The organism is Pseudomonas sp. FW305-3-2-15-C-LB1 (genome assembly GCF_058787615.1).
In genome coordinates this window covers 248812-263870 of record NZ_JBYSZX010000008.1, presented here as the reverse complement: position 1 = coordinate 263870, position 15059 = coordinate 248812, and the positions used below count along the sequence as shown (strand labels likewise).

Annotated in this window: 14 protein-coding genes; 5 read left to right on the top strand and 9 right to left on the bottom strand. The window is 63.0% G+C overall.

The window, feature by feature from the left end; genetic code table 11:
* Window positions 1–223: 223 nt before the first annotated feature.
* The 7 genes from nagE to AC3WP7_RS18035 all read right to left on the bottom strand — a co-directional run bounded on the left by nagE (window position 224) and on the right by AC3WP7_RS18035 (window position 8709).
* Complete coding sequence (gene nagE, locus AC3WP7_RS18065; protein ID WP_092246720.1) at window positions 224–1930, bottom strand: N-acetylglucosamine-specific PTS transporter subunit IIBC; 1707 nt, start codon at window positions 1928–1930, stop codon at window positions 224–226.
* A 27-nt stretch (window positions 1931–1957) separates the two neighbouring features.
* Entirely contained in the window at window positions 1958–4468 is a 2511-nt protein-coding gene (gene ptsP / locus AC3WP7_RS18060) for a phosphoenolpyruvate--protein phosphotransferase (RefSeq protein ID WP_102591893.1), read from the bottom strand.
* 29 nt (window positions 4469–4497) lie between these two features.
* Window positions 4498–5520 (bottom strand): SIS domain-containing protein, encoded by a 1023-nt coding sequence (locus AC3WP7_RS18055; RefSeq protein WP_092246726.1) that lies wholly within the window; start codon window positions 5518–5520, stop codon window positions 4498–4500.
* Window positions 5501–6607 (bottom strand): N-acetylglucosamine-6-phosphate deacetylase, encoded by a 1107-nt coding sequence (nagA, locus tag AC3WP7_RS18050; RefSeq protein ID WP_102591892.1) that lies wholly within the window; start codon window positions 6605–6607, stop codon window positions 5501–5503. The genes AC3WP7_RS18055 and nagA overlap by 20 nt, the downstream gene beginning before the upstream one ends.
* Before the next feature lie 10 nt (window positions 6608–6617).
* Window positions 6618–7376 (bottom strand): GntR family transcriptional regulator, encoded by a 759-nt coding sequence (locus AC3WP7_RS18045; protein ID WP_071489278.1) that lies wholly within the window; start codon window positions 7374–7376, stop codon window positions 6618–6620.
* A 263-nt stretch (window positions 7377–7639) separates the two neighbouring features.
* Window positions 7640–8143 carry a L,D-transpeptidase family protein gene (locus tag AC3WP7_RS18040; protein ID WP_071489279.1) on the bottom strand — a complete coding sequence of 168 codons (504 nt, stop codon included), beginning with the start codon at window positions 8141–8143 and terminating at the stop codon, window positions 7640–7642.
* A 17-nt stretch (window positions 8144–8160) separates the two neighbouring features.
* Window positions 8161–8709, bottom strand: a complete 549-nt coding sequence (locus AC3WP7_RS18035; protein ID WP_102591891.1) for an NUDIX hydrolase — start codon at window positions 8707–8709, stop codon at window positions 8161–8163.
* A gap of 149 nt (window positions 8710–8858) precedes the next feature.
* On the opposite strand from AC3WP7_RS18035, the gene AC3WP7_RS18030 reads away from it, so the two are divergent.
* The 5 genes from AC3WP7_RS18030 (at window position 8859) to purT (ending at window position 12115) form a co-directional block, all read left to right on the top strand.
* Complete coding sequence (locus tag AC3WP7_RS18030) at window positions 8859–9461, top strand: CoA pyrophosphatase (RefSeq protein WP_071489281.1); 603 nt, start codon at window positions 8859–8861, stop codon at window positions 9459–9461.
* Between the two features lie 36 nt (window positions 9462–9497).
* Window positions 9498–10022, top strand: coding sequence for a gamma carbonic anhydrase family protein (locus AC3WP7_RS18025; protein ID WP_071489282.1), 525 nt, complete (start codon window positions 9498–9500; stop codon window positions 10020–10022).
* On the top strand, window positions 10019–10234 hold the full coding sequence (locus tag AC3WP7_RS18020) for a DUF1289 domain-containing protein (RefSeq protein ID WP_093513887.1): 216 nt from the start codon (window positions 10019–10021) through the stop codon (window positions 10232–10234). The genes AC3WP7_RS18025 and AC3WP7_RS18020 overlap by 4 nt, the downstream gene beginning before the upstream one ends.
* 162 nt (window positions 10235–10396) lie before the next feature.
* Window positions 10397–10864 (top strand): VUT family protein, encoded by a 468-nt coding sequence (locus tag AC3WP7_RS18015; protein ID WP_032890779.1) that lies wholly within the window; start codon window positions 10397–10399, stop codon window positions 10862–10864.
* 69 nt (window positions 10865–10933) lie between these two features.
* On the top strand, window positions 10934–12115 hold the full coding sequence (gene purT, locus AC3WP7_RS18010) for a formate-dependent phosphoribosylglycinamide formyltransferase (protein ID WP_102591890.1): 1182 nt from the start codon (window positions 10934–10936) through the stop codon (window positions 12113–12115).
* A gap of 103 nt (window positions 12116–12218) precedes the next feature.
* Here the strand turns inward: purT and AC3WP7_RS18005 are convergent, their stop codons facing one another.
* Complete coding sequence (locus AC3WP7_RS18005; protein ID WP_093513889.1) at window positions 12219–13532, bottom strand: MFS transporter; 1314 nt, start codon at window positions 13530–13532, stop codon at window positions 12219–12221.
* A gap of 276 nt (window positions 13533–13808) precedes the next feature.
* Entirely contained in the window at window positions 13809–15047 is a 1239-nt protein-coding gene (locus AC3WP7_RS18000; RefSeq protein ID WP_093125051.1) for a transporter associated domain-containing protein, read from the bottom strand.
* Window positions 15048–15059 lie beyond the last annotated feature (12 nt).

Below are 15059 nucleotides of genomic sequence, written 5' to 3'. Positions count from 1 at the left end.
GAAGCGGTTTCTTTTTGGTTGGCATACATGCACCTCTTACTCATGTTATGCCCGAACACAAAATTTCTGACAGTCCCGCTGGGCCAGTTTGGCCAGCGGGTTTTTTGTCGGCTGTCAGGGCCTCATCGCGGGCAAGCCCGGCTCCCACATCTTGAATGTATTCACAGATAAAAATGTGGGAGCCGGGCTTGCCCGCGATGGGGGCTGTTCAGGCCAAGATTTGTTAGGCCCCAGCCCCAATCTGGCGACCGCTGACCAACCGCTCCAACGCGTCACCCAAGCCCGACGCTTTGTCACCAATCAACAAATGCCAAACACCGCTTTCCAGCTGGCTCACACCCTGGCAACCCAGAGCAGTCAGGTCAGCTTCAGACAACTCCGAGTCATCCCCTAACTCCACTCGCAACCGCGTCATCGCCACCGCTTCCAACTGGCGAACATTACCTCGGCCACCCAAGGCATTCAGCCATTTCTCAGCCTCTTGCACATTCACTGCTACGGGCTTATCCACAGGCGCCGGTTGCACGGGCACACTGGCAACAAACGAAGGCATGGCCAACCGAATCTCATCGGCAATGCTGTCTGCCATCGGCCCGACCACCACCTGCAAACTGCCGCCGTTACCTGGCCGGACGACCGCCATGGCACCCAGCGCTTTCAACTCCGCATCCACCGCCTTGTTGCGATCCACCATGTCCAACCGTAAGCGCGTGGTGCAGGCGCCGACACTCAGCAAATTCTGTGCACCGCCCAAGGCCTGGATGTAGGCCGTGGCGCGCTGGTTATCTGTCATCACCTCAGCCTGCACCACCTGGATATCCTCACGCCCCGGCGTCTTCAGGTTGAACCGGCGAATGCAGTAGCTGAACACGCTGTAATAGACCAGCGCATACGCCAGGCCTACCGGGAACACCAGCCAGCCATTGGTGGACTTGCCCCAGCCCAGCACCATGTCGATAAACCCACCGGAGAAGGTAAAGCCCAGGTGGATATTCAGCATATTGGTGACCGCCATCGACAGGCCGGTCAGCACCGCATGGATCAGGTACAAAAACGGCGCGAGGAACATGAAGGCGAATTCAATCGGCTCGGTCACCCCGGTCAGAAACGACGTCAGCGCCATCGACAGGAAAATCCCGCCCATCACTTTGCGGCGCTCGGGCAATGCATTGCGGTACATAGCCAGGCACGCAGCCGGCAGGCCGAACAACATCACCGGGAACATGCCGGTCATGAACTGGCCGCCTTTGGGGTCACCAGCAAAGTAACGGGTCAGGTCGCCGGTCACCACGGCACCGGTCACCGGGTCGGTAAAGGTGCCGAACACGAACCACGCCATGTTGTTGAGGATATGGTGCAGGCCGGTGACGATCAGCAGGCGGTTGAACACGCCAAACACGAACGCGCCCAGGCTGCCGCTTTCCATCAGCAGCACACCGAAGCTGTTGATGCCGTGCTGGATCGGCGGCCAGATCAGGCCAAAGATCACGCCCAGCGCCACCGCCGAAAACCCCGTGACAATCGGCACGAACCGTCGCCCACCAAAGAACGCGAGGTACTCCGGCAGCTTGATGTCCTTGAAGCGGTTATACAGCCCGCCTGCCATCAGGCCGCTGGCGATACCGGCAAGCATGCCCATGTTGATGGACGTGTCCATCACCTTGAGCGTGGAAACCATCACCAAGTAGCCAATCGCACCCGCCAAACCCGCCGTGCCGTTGTTGTCGCGGGCGAAACCCACGGCGATGCCGATGGCGAAGATCAGCGCCAGGTTGGCGAAGATCGCCTGCCCGGCGTCGTGCATCACCGCGATGTTCAAAAGATCGGTGTCGCCCAGGCGCAGCAACAGGCCGGCGATCGGCAGGATCGCGATCGGTAGCATCAGTGCACGGCCCAGGCGTTGCAGGCCTTCGATGAAATGTTGGTACATGGCGAGTCTCCTTTTTTCTTGTTGTTGTCAGCTCAGCGGCCAGTGGTATTGACAGGCTTGGCGAACGGCCTGGGCGCTGCTCAGGTCGAGCAGGCCCTGGCTCAGTTGCCGGCATTGCGCCGCGTCCAGGTGGCGGACGCGGTCCTTGATTTCTCCGATCTGCGGCGGGCTCACCGACAGCTCGCTGACCCCCAGGCCGACCAGTACCGGCGTGGCCAGCGGGTCGGAGGCGAGGGCGCCGCAGACCCCAACCCAGCGCCCGTGTTGCGCCGCGCCTGCGCAGGTCTGGGCGATCAGCCGCAGCAGCGCCGGGTGTAGCGCATCGACGCGCGCGGCGAGGCCGGCGTGGTCGCGGTCCATGGCCAGGGTGTACTGGGACAGGTCATTGGTGCCGATGGACAGGAAGTCGGCATGTTTGGCCAAATGCTCGGCCATCAGCGCGGCGGCGGGCACTTCGATCATCACGCCCAGTTCGGGGCGCTGGGTCAGTTCCAACTCGGCGCACAACTCGTCCAGGCGCTGGCGAATCTGCAACAACTCATCCACCTCGCTGACCATCGGCAGCAGGATGCGGCAGCGCTCCAGCGGGCTGACTTGCAGCAGCGCCCGCAGTTGCTGGTCGAGCAGTTCCGGGCGCACGTGGGCCATGCGGATACCGCGCAGGCCCAGCACCGGGTTGGCCTCGACCGGCAGCGGCAGGTAGTCGAGTTGCTTGTCGCCGCCCACGTCGATGGTGCGGATGATCACCGACTTGTCGCCCATGGCATCCAGCACGGCCTGGTAGGCCTGGCGTTGTTCCTGTTCGTCCGGCGCGGTGCGGCGGTCGACGAAGAGAAACTCGGTACGCAGCAGGCCGACGCCATCGGCGCCATTTTCAAACGCCACCAAGGCTTCGGCGCTGGAGGCAACATTCGCGGCAACTTCGATGCTCACGCCATCGGCGGTGCGTGCCGGCTGCCGGGCTTGGGCCTGTTGTTGCTGGCGCCGCAGTTTCTGCGTATCGCGAATCTGGTGTACTTCGGCGTGGCGCGCATCGCTGGGCGCCAGTTCCAGCCTGCCGTTGGCGGCGTCGAGGACCACGCGTTGGCCCTGGGGCACATCGAGGACTTCGGCGCCCAGCGCGACCACACAGGGCAAGCCTTTACCACGGGCCAAAATAGCCACATGGGAGGTGGCACCGCCTTCGGCCATGCAGATGCCTGCGGCATTTTGCGCGCTCAGTTGCAGCAGGTCGGACGGGGTGAGTTCGTGGGCGCTGACAATCGCCCCTGCGGGCAATTCGAAGTGCCAGGCTTCACCCAGTAATGCGCGCAGTACCCGTTGCTGCAAATCCCGCAGATCATTGGCGCGTTCGGCAAACAGCGGTTTGCCAAGGGCCAGCAACACGGCGCATTGCGCCTGGATCGCGTCGCGCCAGGCATGGGTGGCGGCACTGCCGTGCTCGATGGCGCCGGTGGCGGCGTCCAGCAGGGTCGGGTCTTCCAGCAGGGCGAGGTGGGCGGCGAAGATGTCTTCTTCCTCGACGTTCTTGCGTTGGCGCGCATGATCCAGGGTGCTGCGGATTTCGCTGCGCACCTGCTCCAGGGCGGCGTCCAGGCGTTGCAGTTGCTCGTCGGCAGCATGCTCGCCGGTGTCTGCCGGCAGTTCGATACCGGTCAGGCGGAACAATGGCCCGCAGACCAGGCCCGGCGCGGCACACACGCCTTGCAACACACCCACTTCGGTATTGACCCGACGGGGCGCGGCGGCCACCGGGGTGTGGTGTTCTTCCTTGACGACGGCTGACAAGGCCGCGATCACTGCCTGCACCGCCGCTTCGGCATCCTTGCCGCGACAGCTCACACGCACCTCATCCCCTTCACCGATACCCAGGCCCAGCAAACCGATCAGGCTGTCACACGAGGCGGTTTTATTGCCAAAGTGCAGCGAGGCCTGGCTGCTGAAACCCTGCGCAGCCTTGCGCACCAACGCCGCCGGGCGGGCATGTAAACCACCGCGATGGGTGATGCGTACGCGGGCGCTGGCTTCACCCGCCGAGTTATCCACAGGCGTCGACACCGACGCTGCCGAATGCGCCACGATCTGCAACAACGGCTCGCCGACCTTGACCGTTCTAGCCGCCACCGAGCGCAACTCGAAGCGCTCGCCATTGGTCAGGATGATCAGGCTGACCAGGCTCTTGCACTGGCGTGCAATGCGGTCCAGCTCAAACTGCACCAGCGCCTGGCCCTTGCTTACCCGCGCGCCATCCTTCACCAGCAAGGCGAAGCCTTCGCCGTTCAGTTCCACCGTATCGATGCCCACATGCATCAACACCTCGGCACCGTTGTCAGCGCGGATCGTCAGCGCATGCCCGGTGCGGGCGACGTGGATGATCACGCCGTCACAGGGTGCATGCAGGCAGTCATTCAACGGGTCGATGGCAATGCCGTCGCCCATGGCGCCGCTGGCGAACACTTCGTCGGGAACGTTGCCCAGGGCCAGCACCGGTCCGCTGAGGGGGGCGCTGAGGGTCAGGTCATTATTGTTGTTGGACATGGGCACGGTACTCATCAGGAAAACGCCACTCAGTGAGTGCGGGTAACTTTGCTCAGGTGACGCGGCTGGTCCGGGTCCATGCCCCGGGCTTCGGCCAAACCTGCCGCCATCACGTAGAAACTCTGGATCGCCAGGATCGGGTCCAGGGTCGGATGTTCGGCGCGGCTCAGGGTCAGGTCACGCTCGGCGATATCGTCCGGCGCAGCCAGCAACACGCGGGCACCGCGTTGACGCATGTCGGCGGCCAGGCTCAACAGGCCGGCTTGCTCGGCGCCGCGCGGGGCGAACACTAGCAGGGGGTAGTTGTCGCCAATCAGTGCCATCGGCCCGTGACGTACCTCGGCGCTGCTGAAGGCTTCGGCCTGGATCGCCGAGGTTTCCTTGAGCTTGAGCGCCGCTTCCTGAGCGATGGCAAAACCGGCGCCTCGACCGATCACCATCAGTTGCTGGCAGTCGCGCAGGGCGTCGATGGCGACCGTCCAGTCCTGCCTGGCGGCGGCACGCAGTTCGTCCGGCAAGGCGCGGCAGGCTTGCAGCAAGTCGGCTTCCTGGTTCCAGTGGCCGATCAGCAGCGCGCTGGCACTCAGTGTGGCGATAAAACTTTTGGTGGCGGCGACGCTTTGCTCCGGCCCGGCGCAGAGCGGCACGTGGAATTCGCAGGCGGCTTCCAGCGGTGAGTCTTCAGCGTTGACCAGCGAAATGCTCAGGGCGCCGCGTTTGCGCAGCAGGCGCAAGCTGTTGACCAGGTCCGGGCTTTGCCCCGACTGCGAGAAACCGAACGCCACTTGGCCGCTGACTTTCAACGGGGCTTGCAGCAGGGTCACCACCGACATTGGCAACGACGCCACCGGGATGCCCACGTGCTGCATGGCCAGGTAGGCGAAGTAGCTGGCGGCGTGATCCGAGCTGCCGCGGGCGATGGTCATCGCCACTTGCGGCGGCTGGCGGCGCAGGCGGCCGGCGACTTCTTCCAGCAGTGGGTCCAGGCGTTGCAATTGCGCCGACACGGCGTCGCAGGAGGCCAGGGCCTCTTCAAGCATTTTTGAAGTCAATGGTTTCTCCTTCGACCATTACGTCGGTGAGTGTCAGGGAGCGGTCCAGGCGCACGCAGTCGGCAAAACTGCCGGGTTGCAGGCGGCCGCGCTCTTCCAGGCCCAGGTAGTCCGCAGGAAATTGCGACAGGCGTTGTGAGGCTTCGCTGACGGGCAGGCCGATCTTCACCAGGTTGCGCAGCGCCTGGTCCATGGTCAGCGTGCTGCCGGCCAGGGTGCCGTCGGCCAGGCGTACGCCGCCCAGGCATTTGGTCACGGTGTGGCTGCCCAGCTTGTATTCGCCATCGGGCATGCCGGCGGCGGCAGTGGAGTCGGTGACGCAGTACAGGCATGGGATCGAACGCAGCGCCACGCGCATGGCACCGGGGTGCACATGCAGCAAATCCGGGATCAATTCGGCGTACTTGGCGTGGGCCAGTGCGGCGCCGACGATGCCGGGCTCGCGGTGATGCAGCGGGCTCATGGCGTTGTACAAATGGGTGAAGCTGGTGGCGCCGGCAGCGAGGGCGGCGACGCCTTCTTCATAGCTGCCCAGGGTATGGCCGATCTGCATGCGCACGCCGCGTTCGCTGAGGGCGCGGATCAGGCCATCATGCCCGGCGATCTCCGGGGCGATGGTGATCACGCGGATCGGCGCCAGGCGCAGGTAGGCTTCCACTTCGGCCATCAAGGCGGTGTGGGCAAAGTTGGGTTGGGCGCCGAGTTTTCCCGGATTGATGTAAGGCCCTTCCAGGTGCACACCCAGTACGCGGGCGCTGCCCGTCGGACGCCGTTCGCAGAAGGTGCCGAGCTGGCCGAGTACGCTTGAGATTTCATCCACTGGCGCAGTCATGGTCGTAGCCAGCAGAGAAGTCGTACCGAAACGCACGTGGGTGCGGGTGATGGTCTCGAAGGCATCGCTGCCTTCCATGATGTCCTTGCCACCGCCGCCGTGGACGTGCAGGTCGATAAAACCCGGCAGCAGGTAGGGCAGGTCGTTGTCAGTCGGGTCGCAAGGGGTGCCTTCGATGGCGATCACCTTGCCGTGCTGATGCACCAGGCGGCCGCGAATCCAGCCGCTGGGCGTGAGGATGTTGTCTTCGGACATGGGCAGTTCTCTAGAGTCGCAGTTCAGCGGAGTAGTCATGGCGGCGCAGCTCTGCGACGAAGTCGTAGTAGTCGTTGCGGCAGTAGGTGTCGGTGATTTCGATCGGTGTGTTGTCGGCGGTGTAGCCGACCCGGGTCATCAGCAGCATCGCGGTGCCGGGGGCGATGCCCACCAGCGCGGCGAACTCGTCGGAAGCGTTGATCGCCTGCACATGCTGCAGGGCGCGCACGATGGGTTTGCCGATGCTTTCGAGGTATTCGTACAGCGAATTGCCAATGCCTTGCGGGTGCGGCAGTACCGAGGCGGGCAGGGTGCTCATTTCAATCGCCATCACCGTGTCATCCGCCTTACGCAAGCGTTTGAGGCGTGCCACTTTATCGGCGGGCGAAAGGCCCAGGCGGATCATCTCTTCGTGGGTCGGCTGGGTCAGTTCTCGTTCCAGCCATTGGGAGCTGGGCACGAAACCCTTGAGCCGCAGCATCTCGCTGAACCCCGAAAGGCGCGACAGCGGCTGTTCCAAGCGTGGTGATATATAGGTGCCGGAGCCTTGATTACGGCGGATCAGCCCTTGGGCAAACAACACTTCCAGCGCCTTGCGAGCGGTGACTCGCGAGATGCTCAATTGCTCGCTGAGGACGCGCTCCGAGGGCAGGGCCTGTTCGGAGGTCCACTGGCCGGCATGGATCGCTGCTTCCAGTTTGCGCGCCAATTGCAGGTACAGCGGCGTGGATTGTTTATCGTCGGGGCGCAGGGCCAGGATGGGGTTCATCTGTCAGGTTTCCGATGCGGTTATTGGAGTGTTGTCGCCCGGTATTGGCCGGAAATTAATACCACTTAAATACCATGTCAATGCAGCTAAAACGGTGCAAGCAGCGGTTTAAAGGCTCCACAATGAGGCCTGGTATGAAGTGGTATTAGAGAGGTCTTTATCGCGCACAGAACGGCGCAGCCCGCGGGGGTGAACTGGTATTCACCGGCGGGCACAGAGGGGGGGCGGGATTTTTTTCGAATTATTTTACGAACGGTACGAGATTACGGACGAATCTCGATCAGGGTGCCGTCCTTGACCAGGTTCCACACTTCGCGCATGTCCACGTTGCGCATGCCGATGCAGCCGTCGGTCCAGTCCAGGGTATGGAACCACTGCTCCGGGTACTCTTCGCTGTCGGGCGTGCCGTGGATCATGATCATGCTGCCGGGCTTCACGCCTTCGCGGCGGGCGCGGGCGGCGTCGCTGATATTGGGGTAGGAGATGTGCATGGCCAGGTTGAAGCGGTCGCTGGTCTTGCGCCAGTCGATCCAGTACAGGCCCTCTGGCGTGCGGCGGTCACCCTCGATCAGCTTGTGGCCCTTGGGGTTCTTGCCCAGGGAAATGCGGTAGGTCTTGAGCGGCTTGCCGTCGTTGATCAACTGCAACTGATGGGCGGACTTGAGCACCAGGACCTTTTCGACGGTCTTGCCGCCCAGGGTTTCCACGGTCGAGGCGGATGACAGGGTCGCGAACGACAGGCAGATAAGGGCAAGCAGCCAACGCATTAAAACGGTATCCCTAGTCATGGAGCGGGCAACACCCGCGGCTCTACAGCCTCGCTGCGCACCGGGAAGGCCTGCTGCCGACGGTCAGCAAAAAAGTATTCAAGGGTACGTCCGACCGTGCGGAACGCCAGCTCGGACCAAGGGACGTCGGCTTCGTCGAACAACTGCACTTCCAGGCTTTCGGGGCCGGCGGCGAAGTCCAGGTCAAGCAGGTCGGCGCGGTAGAAAATATGCACCTGATTGATATGCGGCACGTCGATCAGGGTGTAGATGCTCAGGTTGTGCACGCGGGCGCAGGCTTCTTCCAGGGTTTCGCGCATGGCGGCCTGTTCCACGGTCTCGCCGTTTTCCATGAAGCCGGCGGGCAGCGTCCAGTAGCCCAGGCGCGGCTCGATGGCGCGGCGGCACAGCAGCACTTTATCGCCCCATGCCGGCACGGTGCCGGCGACGATATTGGGGTTCTGGTAGTGGATGGTCGAGCAGTGATCACACACAAAGCGCAGGCGGCCGTCGCCTTCGGGGATGCGTTGGGTAACCGGTTTACCGCACTGGCTGCAGAAATTCATGCTGGGGTTCCTGGAAAGTGCGTCTATCTTGGCGTGACGGGCAGGGCGCTGCAACAAGTTGTCGTTTAGCGACACCGGGCGGGTTTTGGGGTTGGGCACCCGCGAGCTTTGGTGCATGATGCAAGGTAGCCAACAGACCGAGATGACTCATGCTGGACGAGCTACTTCGCCGGGTAAGCAACCACACCCCCCACACGCTTGAAACCGACGGGCGTTTCCCCGAGGCCGCGGTGCTGGTGCCGATTACCCGCAGTGACGAACCTGAGCTGATCCTGACCCTGCGCGCCAGTGGCCTGTCGACCCATGGTGGCGAAGTGGCCTTTCCGGGCGGGCGGCGCGACCCCGAAGACCCGGACCTGATCTTCACCGCGCTGCGCGAGGCCGAAGAAGAAATCGGCCTGCCGCCCGGGCTGGTCGAAGTGATCGGCCCGCTGAGCCCCTTGATCTCGCTGCATGGCATTCGGGTCACGCCGTATGTCGGCGTGATCCCCGATTACGTCGAGTACTTGGCCAACGATGCCGAGATTGCCGCGGTTTTCAGCGTGCCCTTGGACTTCTTCCGACAAGACCCACGCGAACATACCCACCGGATCGATTACCAGGGCCGCAGTTGGTACGTGCCCAGCTATCGGTTTGGCGAATACAAGATCTGGGGGCTGACGGCCATCATGATCGTCGAGCTGATCAATCTGCTCTATGACGATGCCAAGATCAGCCTGCACCAGCCACCCAAGAGCTTCATCAATACTTGAGCCATCGCTTGAATGGCAACGCCGTGAGGAAAAACCATGAAATACCGCCTGGGCGACGCCCGCGTCGAGACTCATCCACAGAGCTGGGTGGCACCCAATGCCACGCTGGTGGGCAAGGTCAAGCTGGAGGAGGGCGCCAACGTGTGGTTCAACGCGGTGTTGCGCGGTGACAACGAACTGATCCTGATCGGCAAGAACAGCAACGTGCAGGACGGCAGCGTGATGCACACCGACATGGGCTACCCGTTGACCCTGGGCACCGGCGTGACCATTGGGCATAACGCTATGTTGCACGGCTGCACGGTGGACGATTACAGCCTGATCGGCATCAATGCGGTGATCCTCAACGGCGCCAAGATCGGCAAGCACTGTATCATCGGCGCCAATTCGCTGATCGGCGAAGGCAAGGAAATCCCCGATGGTTCGCTGGTGATGGGCTCGCCGGGCAAGGTGGTGCGTGAACTGACCGACGCGCAGAAACGCATGCTCGAAGCCAGCGCCGCGCACTATGTGCACAACGCACAGCGTTATGCGCGGGATCTGGTCGAGCAGGAAGAATGAATCCGATTGAACGCCCCGTTGCTTCGCCGTGCGTGAGCATTTGCGCGCTGGACGATGACGATATTTGCACCGGCTGCCAGCGTACGGTGGATGAGATTATGCGTTGGAGCCGCATGGATAACGCCGAGCGCCGGGTGGTGCTGGGGTTGTGTCATGAGCGGGCGGTGGCGAGTGGATTGGTGTTTATGGCCTCTAATAAATCCGGCGCCTGAACCAACGCTATCGGGGGCAAGCCCCCTCCCACAGTTGGCCGCGTTCAGTCTGTAGGAATGCAGTCAAAATGTGGGAGGGGGCTTGCCCCCGATAGGGCCATCCCAGACGACATATTTCAAAATGTGAAGTACCCTGTGCCCCTTGTTCACAGGTCCACTCCCATGCTCTTCCTGATCGCCTACATCAGCAGCGTCGTGCTGATCAACTTCGCCTTCTCCACCGCCCCGCACCTGGATGTCATCTGGTCCGCCTGGGGTGGCCTGGTCTTTATCCTGCGCGACATGGTGCAAACCCGCTTCGGCCATGGCGCAATCATCGCCATGCTGGCCGCGCTGGTGCTGTCGTATGTCACGTCCGACCCGGCCATCGCCCTGGCCAGCGCCACCGCGTTCGCGGTGTCCGAGTGCATCGACTGGCTGGTGTTCAGCATCACCAAGCGTCCGCTGCACGACCGTCTGTGGATCAGTTCGGCGCTGAGCATTCCCCTCGACACCTTTATCTTCTTCGGCCTGATCGGCGCGCTCACGCCGGCGGTAGTGGGTACTGCACTGGCGTCGAAGTTCGCCGGGGTCACGGTGGTGTGGCTGATCATGGCCTGGCGCATCCGCAAGCGGGCTGTCGCCAACTGAGGCCAATTCCTGCAGTTCATGTAAAATGCCGGCCTTTCTCCCAATGATCCGCTCCCCTGAGGACCTGAGATGACCCGAATCGGAACTCCATTGTCGCCAACCGCGACCCGCGTTTTGCTGTGTGGCTGCGGTGAGCTGGGCAAGGAAGTGGTAATCGAGCTGCAACGCCTGGGCGTTGAAGTGATTGCCGTGGATCGCTACGCCAACGCGCCGGCCATGCAGGTTGCGCACCGTAGCCACGTGATCAACATGCTCGACGGCGCCGCCCTGCGAGCGGTGATCGAGGCGGAAAAGCCGCACTTCATCGTGCCGGAAATCGAAGCCATCGCGACCGCCACCCTGGTGGAACTGGAGGCCGAAGGCTTCACCGTGATCCCGACCGCGCGCGCCACCTCGCTGACCATGAACCGCGAAGGCATCCGCCGCCTGGCCGCCGAAGAGTTGGACCTGCCCACCTCGCCGTACCACTTCGCCGATACCTTCGAAGACTACAGCAAGGCCGTGCAGGACCTGGGCTTCCCGTGCGTGGTCAAGCCGGTGATGAGTTCGTCGGGCAAGGGCCAGAGCCTGCTGCGCAGCGTCGAGGACGTGCAGAAAGCCTGGGACTACGCCCAGGAAGGCGGCCGTGCAGGTAAAGGCCGTGTGATCATCGAAGGCTTTATCGACTTCGATTACGAAATCACCCTGCTGACCGTGCGTCACATCGGCGGCACCACCTTCTGCGCGCCCGTCGGCCATCGTCAGGAGAAGGGCGACTACCAGGAATCCTGGCAGCCACAGGCCATGAGTCCGATTGCCCTGGCGGAATCCGAGCGCGTTGCCAAGGCGGTGACCGAGGCCCTGGGTGGCCGTGGCCTGTTTGGCGTGGAGTTGTTCATCAAGGGGGATCAGGTGTGGTTCAGCGAAGTGTCGCCGCGCCCGCATGACACCGGTTTGGTAACCCTGATTTCCCAGGACCTGTCGCAGTTTGCGCTGCACGCGCGCGCCATCCTGGGCCTGCCGATCCCGTTGATCCGTCAGTTCGGGCCTTCGGCCTCGGCGGTGATCCTGGTGGAAGGGCAGTCGACCCAGACGGCGTTCGCCAACCTCGGCGCCGCGTTGAGCGAACCTGATACCGCGCTGCGCCTGTTCGGCAAGCCCGAAGTGAATGGCCAGCGCCGCATGGGCGTGGCGTTGGCGCGGGATGAGTCGATTGAAGCGGCCCGTACCAAGGCGACCCGGGCTTCCCAGGCAGTGGTGGTAGAGCTCTAAAAGCATCGGGGGCAAGCCCCCTCCCACACTTGATCCTGTTCACAGAGTTAGATGTGTGAATACATTCAAATGTGGGAGGGGGCTTGCCCCCGATAGCGGTCTATCAGCCCACGCGATTCAAATCATTATCCCGCGTCTCTTTCAGGCACAGCACCGCAATCAGGCTGAGCAACGCCGCCGCCGACACATACCCACCGACATAACTCAGCCCACCCATCGCCACCAGCTTGGTCGCGAAGAACGGCGCGGCGGATGCCCCGACAATCCCACCCAGGTTATACGCCGCCGAAGCGCCGGTATAACGCACGCGGGTCGGGAACAGTTCCGGCAGCAGCGCGCCCATCGGGGCGAACGTCACGCCCATCAGGAACAGCTCCAGCGCCAGGAACAGCGCCACCGCCCAGGTCGAACCGTGGGTCAGCAATGGCTCCATGGTAAAGCCCGACAGAATCGCCAGGACTGCACCAGCGATCAGCACCGGCTTACGCCCATAACGATCACTGGCCAGCGCCGCCAGCGGCGTTGCCAAGCCCATGAACAGTACCGCGAAGCACAGCAGGCCGAGGAAGGTTTCACGGCTGTAGCCCAAGGTCGACACGCCATAGCTCAGGGAGAACGCCGTGGTGATATAGAACAGCGCGTAGCACACCACCATCGACGCAGCGCCCAGCAACACCGGCAGCCAGTGTTGGCTGAACAGCTCCACCAACGGCACTTTGACCGGCGCTTGCTGGGCGACGGCGTTGGCGAACACCGGCGTTTCGTGCAGCTTCAGCCGCGCGTACAGGCCTACCATCACCAGCGCCGCGCTGAGGATGAACGGGATGCGCCAGCCCCAACTGCGGAATTGCTCATCGCTGAGACTCATGGCCAGGATCAGGAACAAGCCGTTGGCTGCCAGGAATCCGATCGAAGGGCCGAGTTGCGGGAACATGCCGAACCAGGCGCGTTTGCCCTTGGGCGCATTCTCGGTCGCCAACAGCGCCGCGCCGCCCCATTCGCCGCCCAGGCCCAGGCCCTGGCCGAAACGCAGTACGCACAACAGGATCGGCGCCCAGGCGCCGATGCTGTCATAACCGGGCAGCAAGCCGATCAGCGTGGTGCACACGCCCATCAGCAGCAGCGAGGCCACCAGGGTCGATTTGCGACCGATACGGTCGCCAAAGTGGCCGAACAGCGCCGACCCCAGTGGGCGGGCGATGAAGGCGATACCGAAGGTCAGGAATGACGCCAGCATCTGCGCGGTGCCGGAGGTCTGCGGGAAGAACACCGGGCCGATCACCAGCGCAGCAGCCGTGGCGTAGATATAGAAGTCGTAGAACTCGATGGCGGTGCCGACGATGCTCGCCGTGGCGACCCGTGCAGTCGAGTTGGTCGGGGCGGCAGCAGGTGCGGCCTCGTTGTAGGTGGTGCTCATGGCGATATCCCTGACGGTCAGTGCGCGTTTGGACGCGGATTATTATTGGTCGAACACCCATGGATCAGGGTTGTGCGCGGGGCGGCTCGGGATGGGAGCGAACACCGGTCAGACACTGTAAAGCGGTGCCTGGACGCGTTCAGTGCGGGTAGCACGCGGTCGGGCGGGGCTCTGGTAAGCCGTCCCGATTATAGGAAGGGGTTTGAACGCACAACAAGTCAAAATGTGGGAAGGGCAAGCCCCTCCCACATTATGTGGTTGTGTTTTGTCTGGGAACTAAGCGGCGACCGGCATCCGGCTGGTATGCCAGATCAGCACCTTGCTCACCCGGTTGTCCTCGGTCTCGAGGATTTCCAGGCGGTAGCGGCCTATTTTCAGGCACACCGCGCAATCCGGAATGGTCTCCAGCGCCTCGGTGACCAGGCCGTTGAGCGTCTTGGGGCCGTCGCTGGGCAGGTGCCAGTTCAGGCTCTTGTTCAATTCGCGGATCGAGGCGGCGCCGTCGATGATGTAGCGGCCATCCGGTTGCGCTTCGATATGCGGGTTGTCCGCACTCTGTTCGCTTTCGAATTCACCGACGATTTCTTCGAGGATATCTTCCAGGGTCACGATGCCGAGTACTTCGCCGTATTCATCCACCACCATGCCCAGGCGACGCTGCTGTTTGTGGAAATTCAGCAGTTGCAGTTGCAGCGGAGTGCTTTCCGGGACGAAGTAGGGCTCGTGGCAGGCCGCGAGCAACGCCTCTTTGGTCAGGCTCGCGTCGGGCAACAGGTGCTGGATCTGCCGCGTGTTGAGCACGGCTTCGACCTGGTTGATATCACTGTGGAACACCGGCAGGCGCGTGCGCTGGGAGGTGCGCAGCTGCTCGATGATCTCCTCGATCGAGTCATCCAGGTTGATGCCGTCCACTTCGCTGCGGGGCACCAGGATGTCGTTGACGGTGATGTTGTCCAGAGCGTGGATGCCCGGCATGCCGGGGGTACGGCCTTCGGCGATCTCGGGTTCGGGTTCGTCATCATGGTCAGGCAGCGGTTCGTCGCTCTTCTTCACCACGCCGGTCTTGCGCGCGAACGGGCGCAGCAGCAACAGACTGATACCATTGAGCAGCCAGGCCAGGGGGTAGACGATTTTGAGTGGCACGCCCAGCAGCGTATTGCCGAAGCCCAGTACCGCTTGCGGATAGCGGGTGGCCAGGGCGCGGGGCAGGTAGTCGGCCAGGATCAACAGGGTCGCGCAGGAGATCAGCCAGCCGAGCCACGGCCCGTTCTGCGCCCAGGCGTATATGGCCAGCAGCGTGCACAGGATGACCACGGCGGCGCGACACAGGCTGTTGCACAGGATCAGGCTGTTACGCGGAAAGCTCAGGCGGGTGGCCGCCTTGTCGCCCTGGCGTGTTCCGGGGCGCAGGGCCAGCAAGTGTTGCTGGGCGGCTTCGATGGCAGTAAACAGCGCGGCCCATAACACCAGCAGGGCGATTACCGCGAGCATCGGCTCCAGGGGCAAGTTGTCCATGATCGCCGCCCG

Excerpts from the sequence above, each read along its gene's own strand:
- AC3WP7_RS18000 (WP_093125051.1), bottom strand. The coding sequence starts at position 15,047 with ATGGACAACTTGCCCCTGGAGCCGATGCTCGCGGTAATCGCCCTGCTG.
- AC3WP7_RS18005 (WP_093513889.1), bottom strand. The coding sequence starts at position 13,532 with ATGAGCACCACCTACAACGAGGCCGCACCTGCTGCCGCCCCGACCAAC.
- AC3WP7_RS18015 (WP_032890779.1), top strand. The coding sequence starts at position 10,397 with ATGCTCTTCCTGATCGCCTACATCAGCAGCGTCGTGCTGATCAACTTC.
- AC3WP7_RS18040 (WP_071489279.1), bottom strand. The coding sequence starts at position 8,143 with ATGCGTTGGCTGCTTGCCCTTATCTGCCTGTCGTTCGCGACCCTGTCA.
- AC3WP7_RS18035 (WP_102591891.1), bottom strand. The coding sequence starts at position 8,709 with ATGAATTTCTGCAGCCAGTGCGGTAAACCGGTTACCCAACGCATCCCC.
- purT (WP_102591890.1), top strand. The coding sequence starts at position 10,934 with ATGACCCGAATCGGAACTCCATTGTCGCCAACCGCGACCCGCGTTTTG.
- AC3WP7_RS18025 (WP_071489282.1), top strand. The coding sequence starts at position 9,498 with ATGAAATACCGCCTGGGCGACGCCCGCGTCGAGACTCATCCACAGAGC.
- AC3WP7_RS18045 (WP_071489278.1), bottom strand. The coding sequence starts at position 7,376 with ATGAACCCCATCCTGGCCCTGCGCCCCGACGATAAACAATCCACGCCG.
- ptsP (WP_102591893.1), bottom strand. The coding sequence starts at position 4,468 with ATGTCCAACAACAATAATGACCTGACCCTCAGCGCCCCCCTCAGCGGA.
- nagE (WP_092246720.1), bottom strand. The coding sequence starts at position 1,930 with ATGTACCAACATTTCATCGAAGGCCTGCAACGCCTGGGCCGTGCACTG.
- AC3WP7_RS18020 (WP_093513887.1), top strand. The coding sequence starts at position 10,019 with ATGAATCCGATTGAACGCCCCGTTGCTTCGCCGTGCGTGAGCATTTGC.
- AC3WP7_RS18030 (WP_071489281.1), top strand. The coding sequence starts at position 8,859 with ATGCTGGACGAGCTACTTCGCCGGGTAAGCAACCACACCCCCCACACG.
- nagA (WP_102591892.1), bottom strand. The coding sequence starts at position 6,607 with ATGTCCGAAGACAACATCCTCACGCCCAGCGGCTGGATTCGCGGCCGC.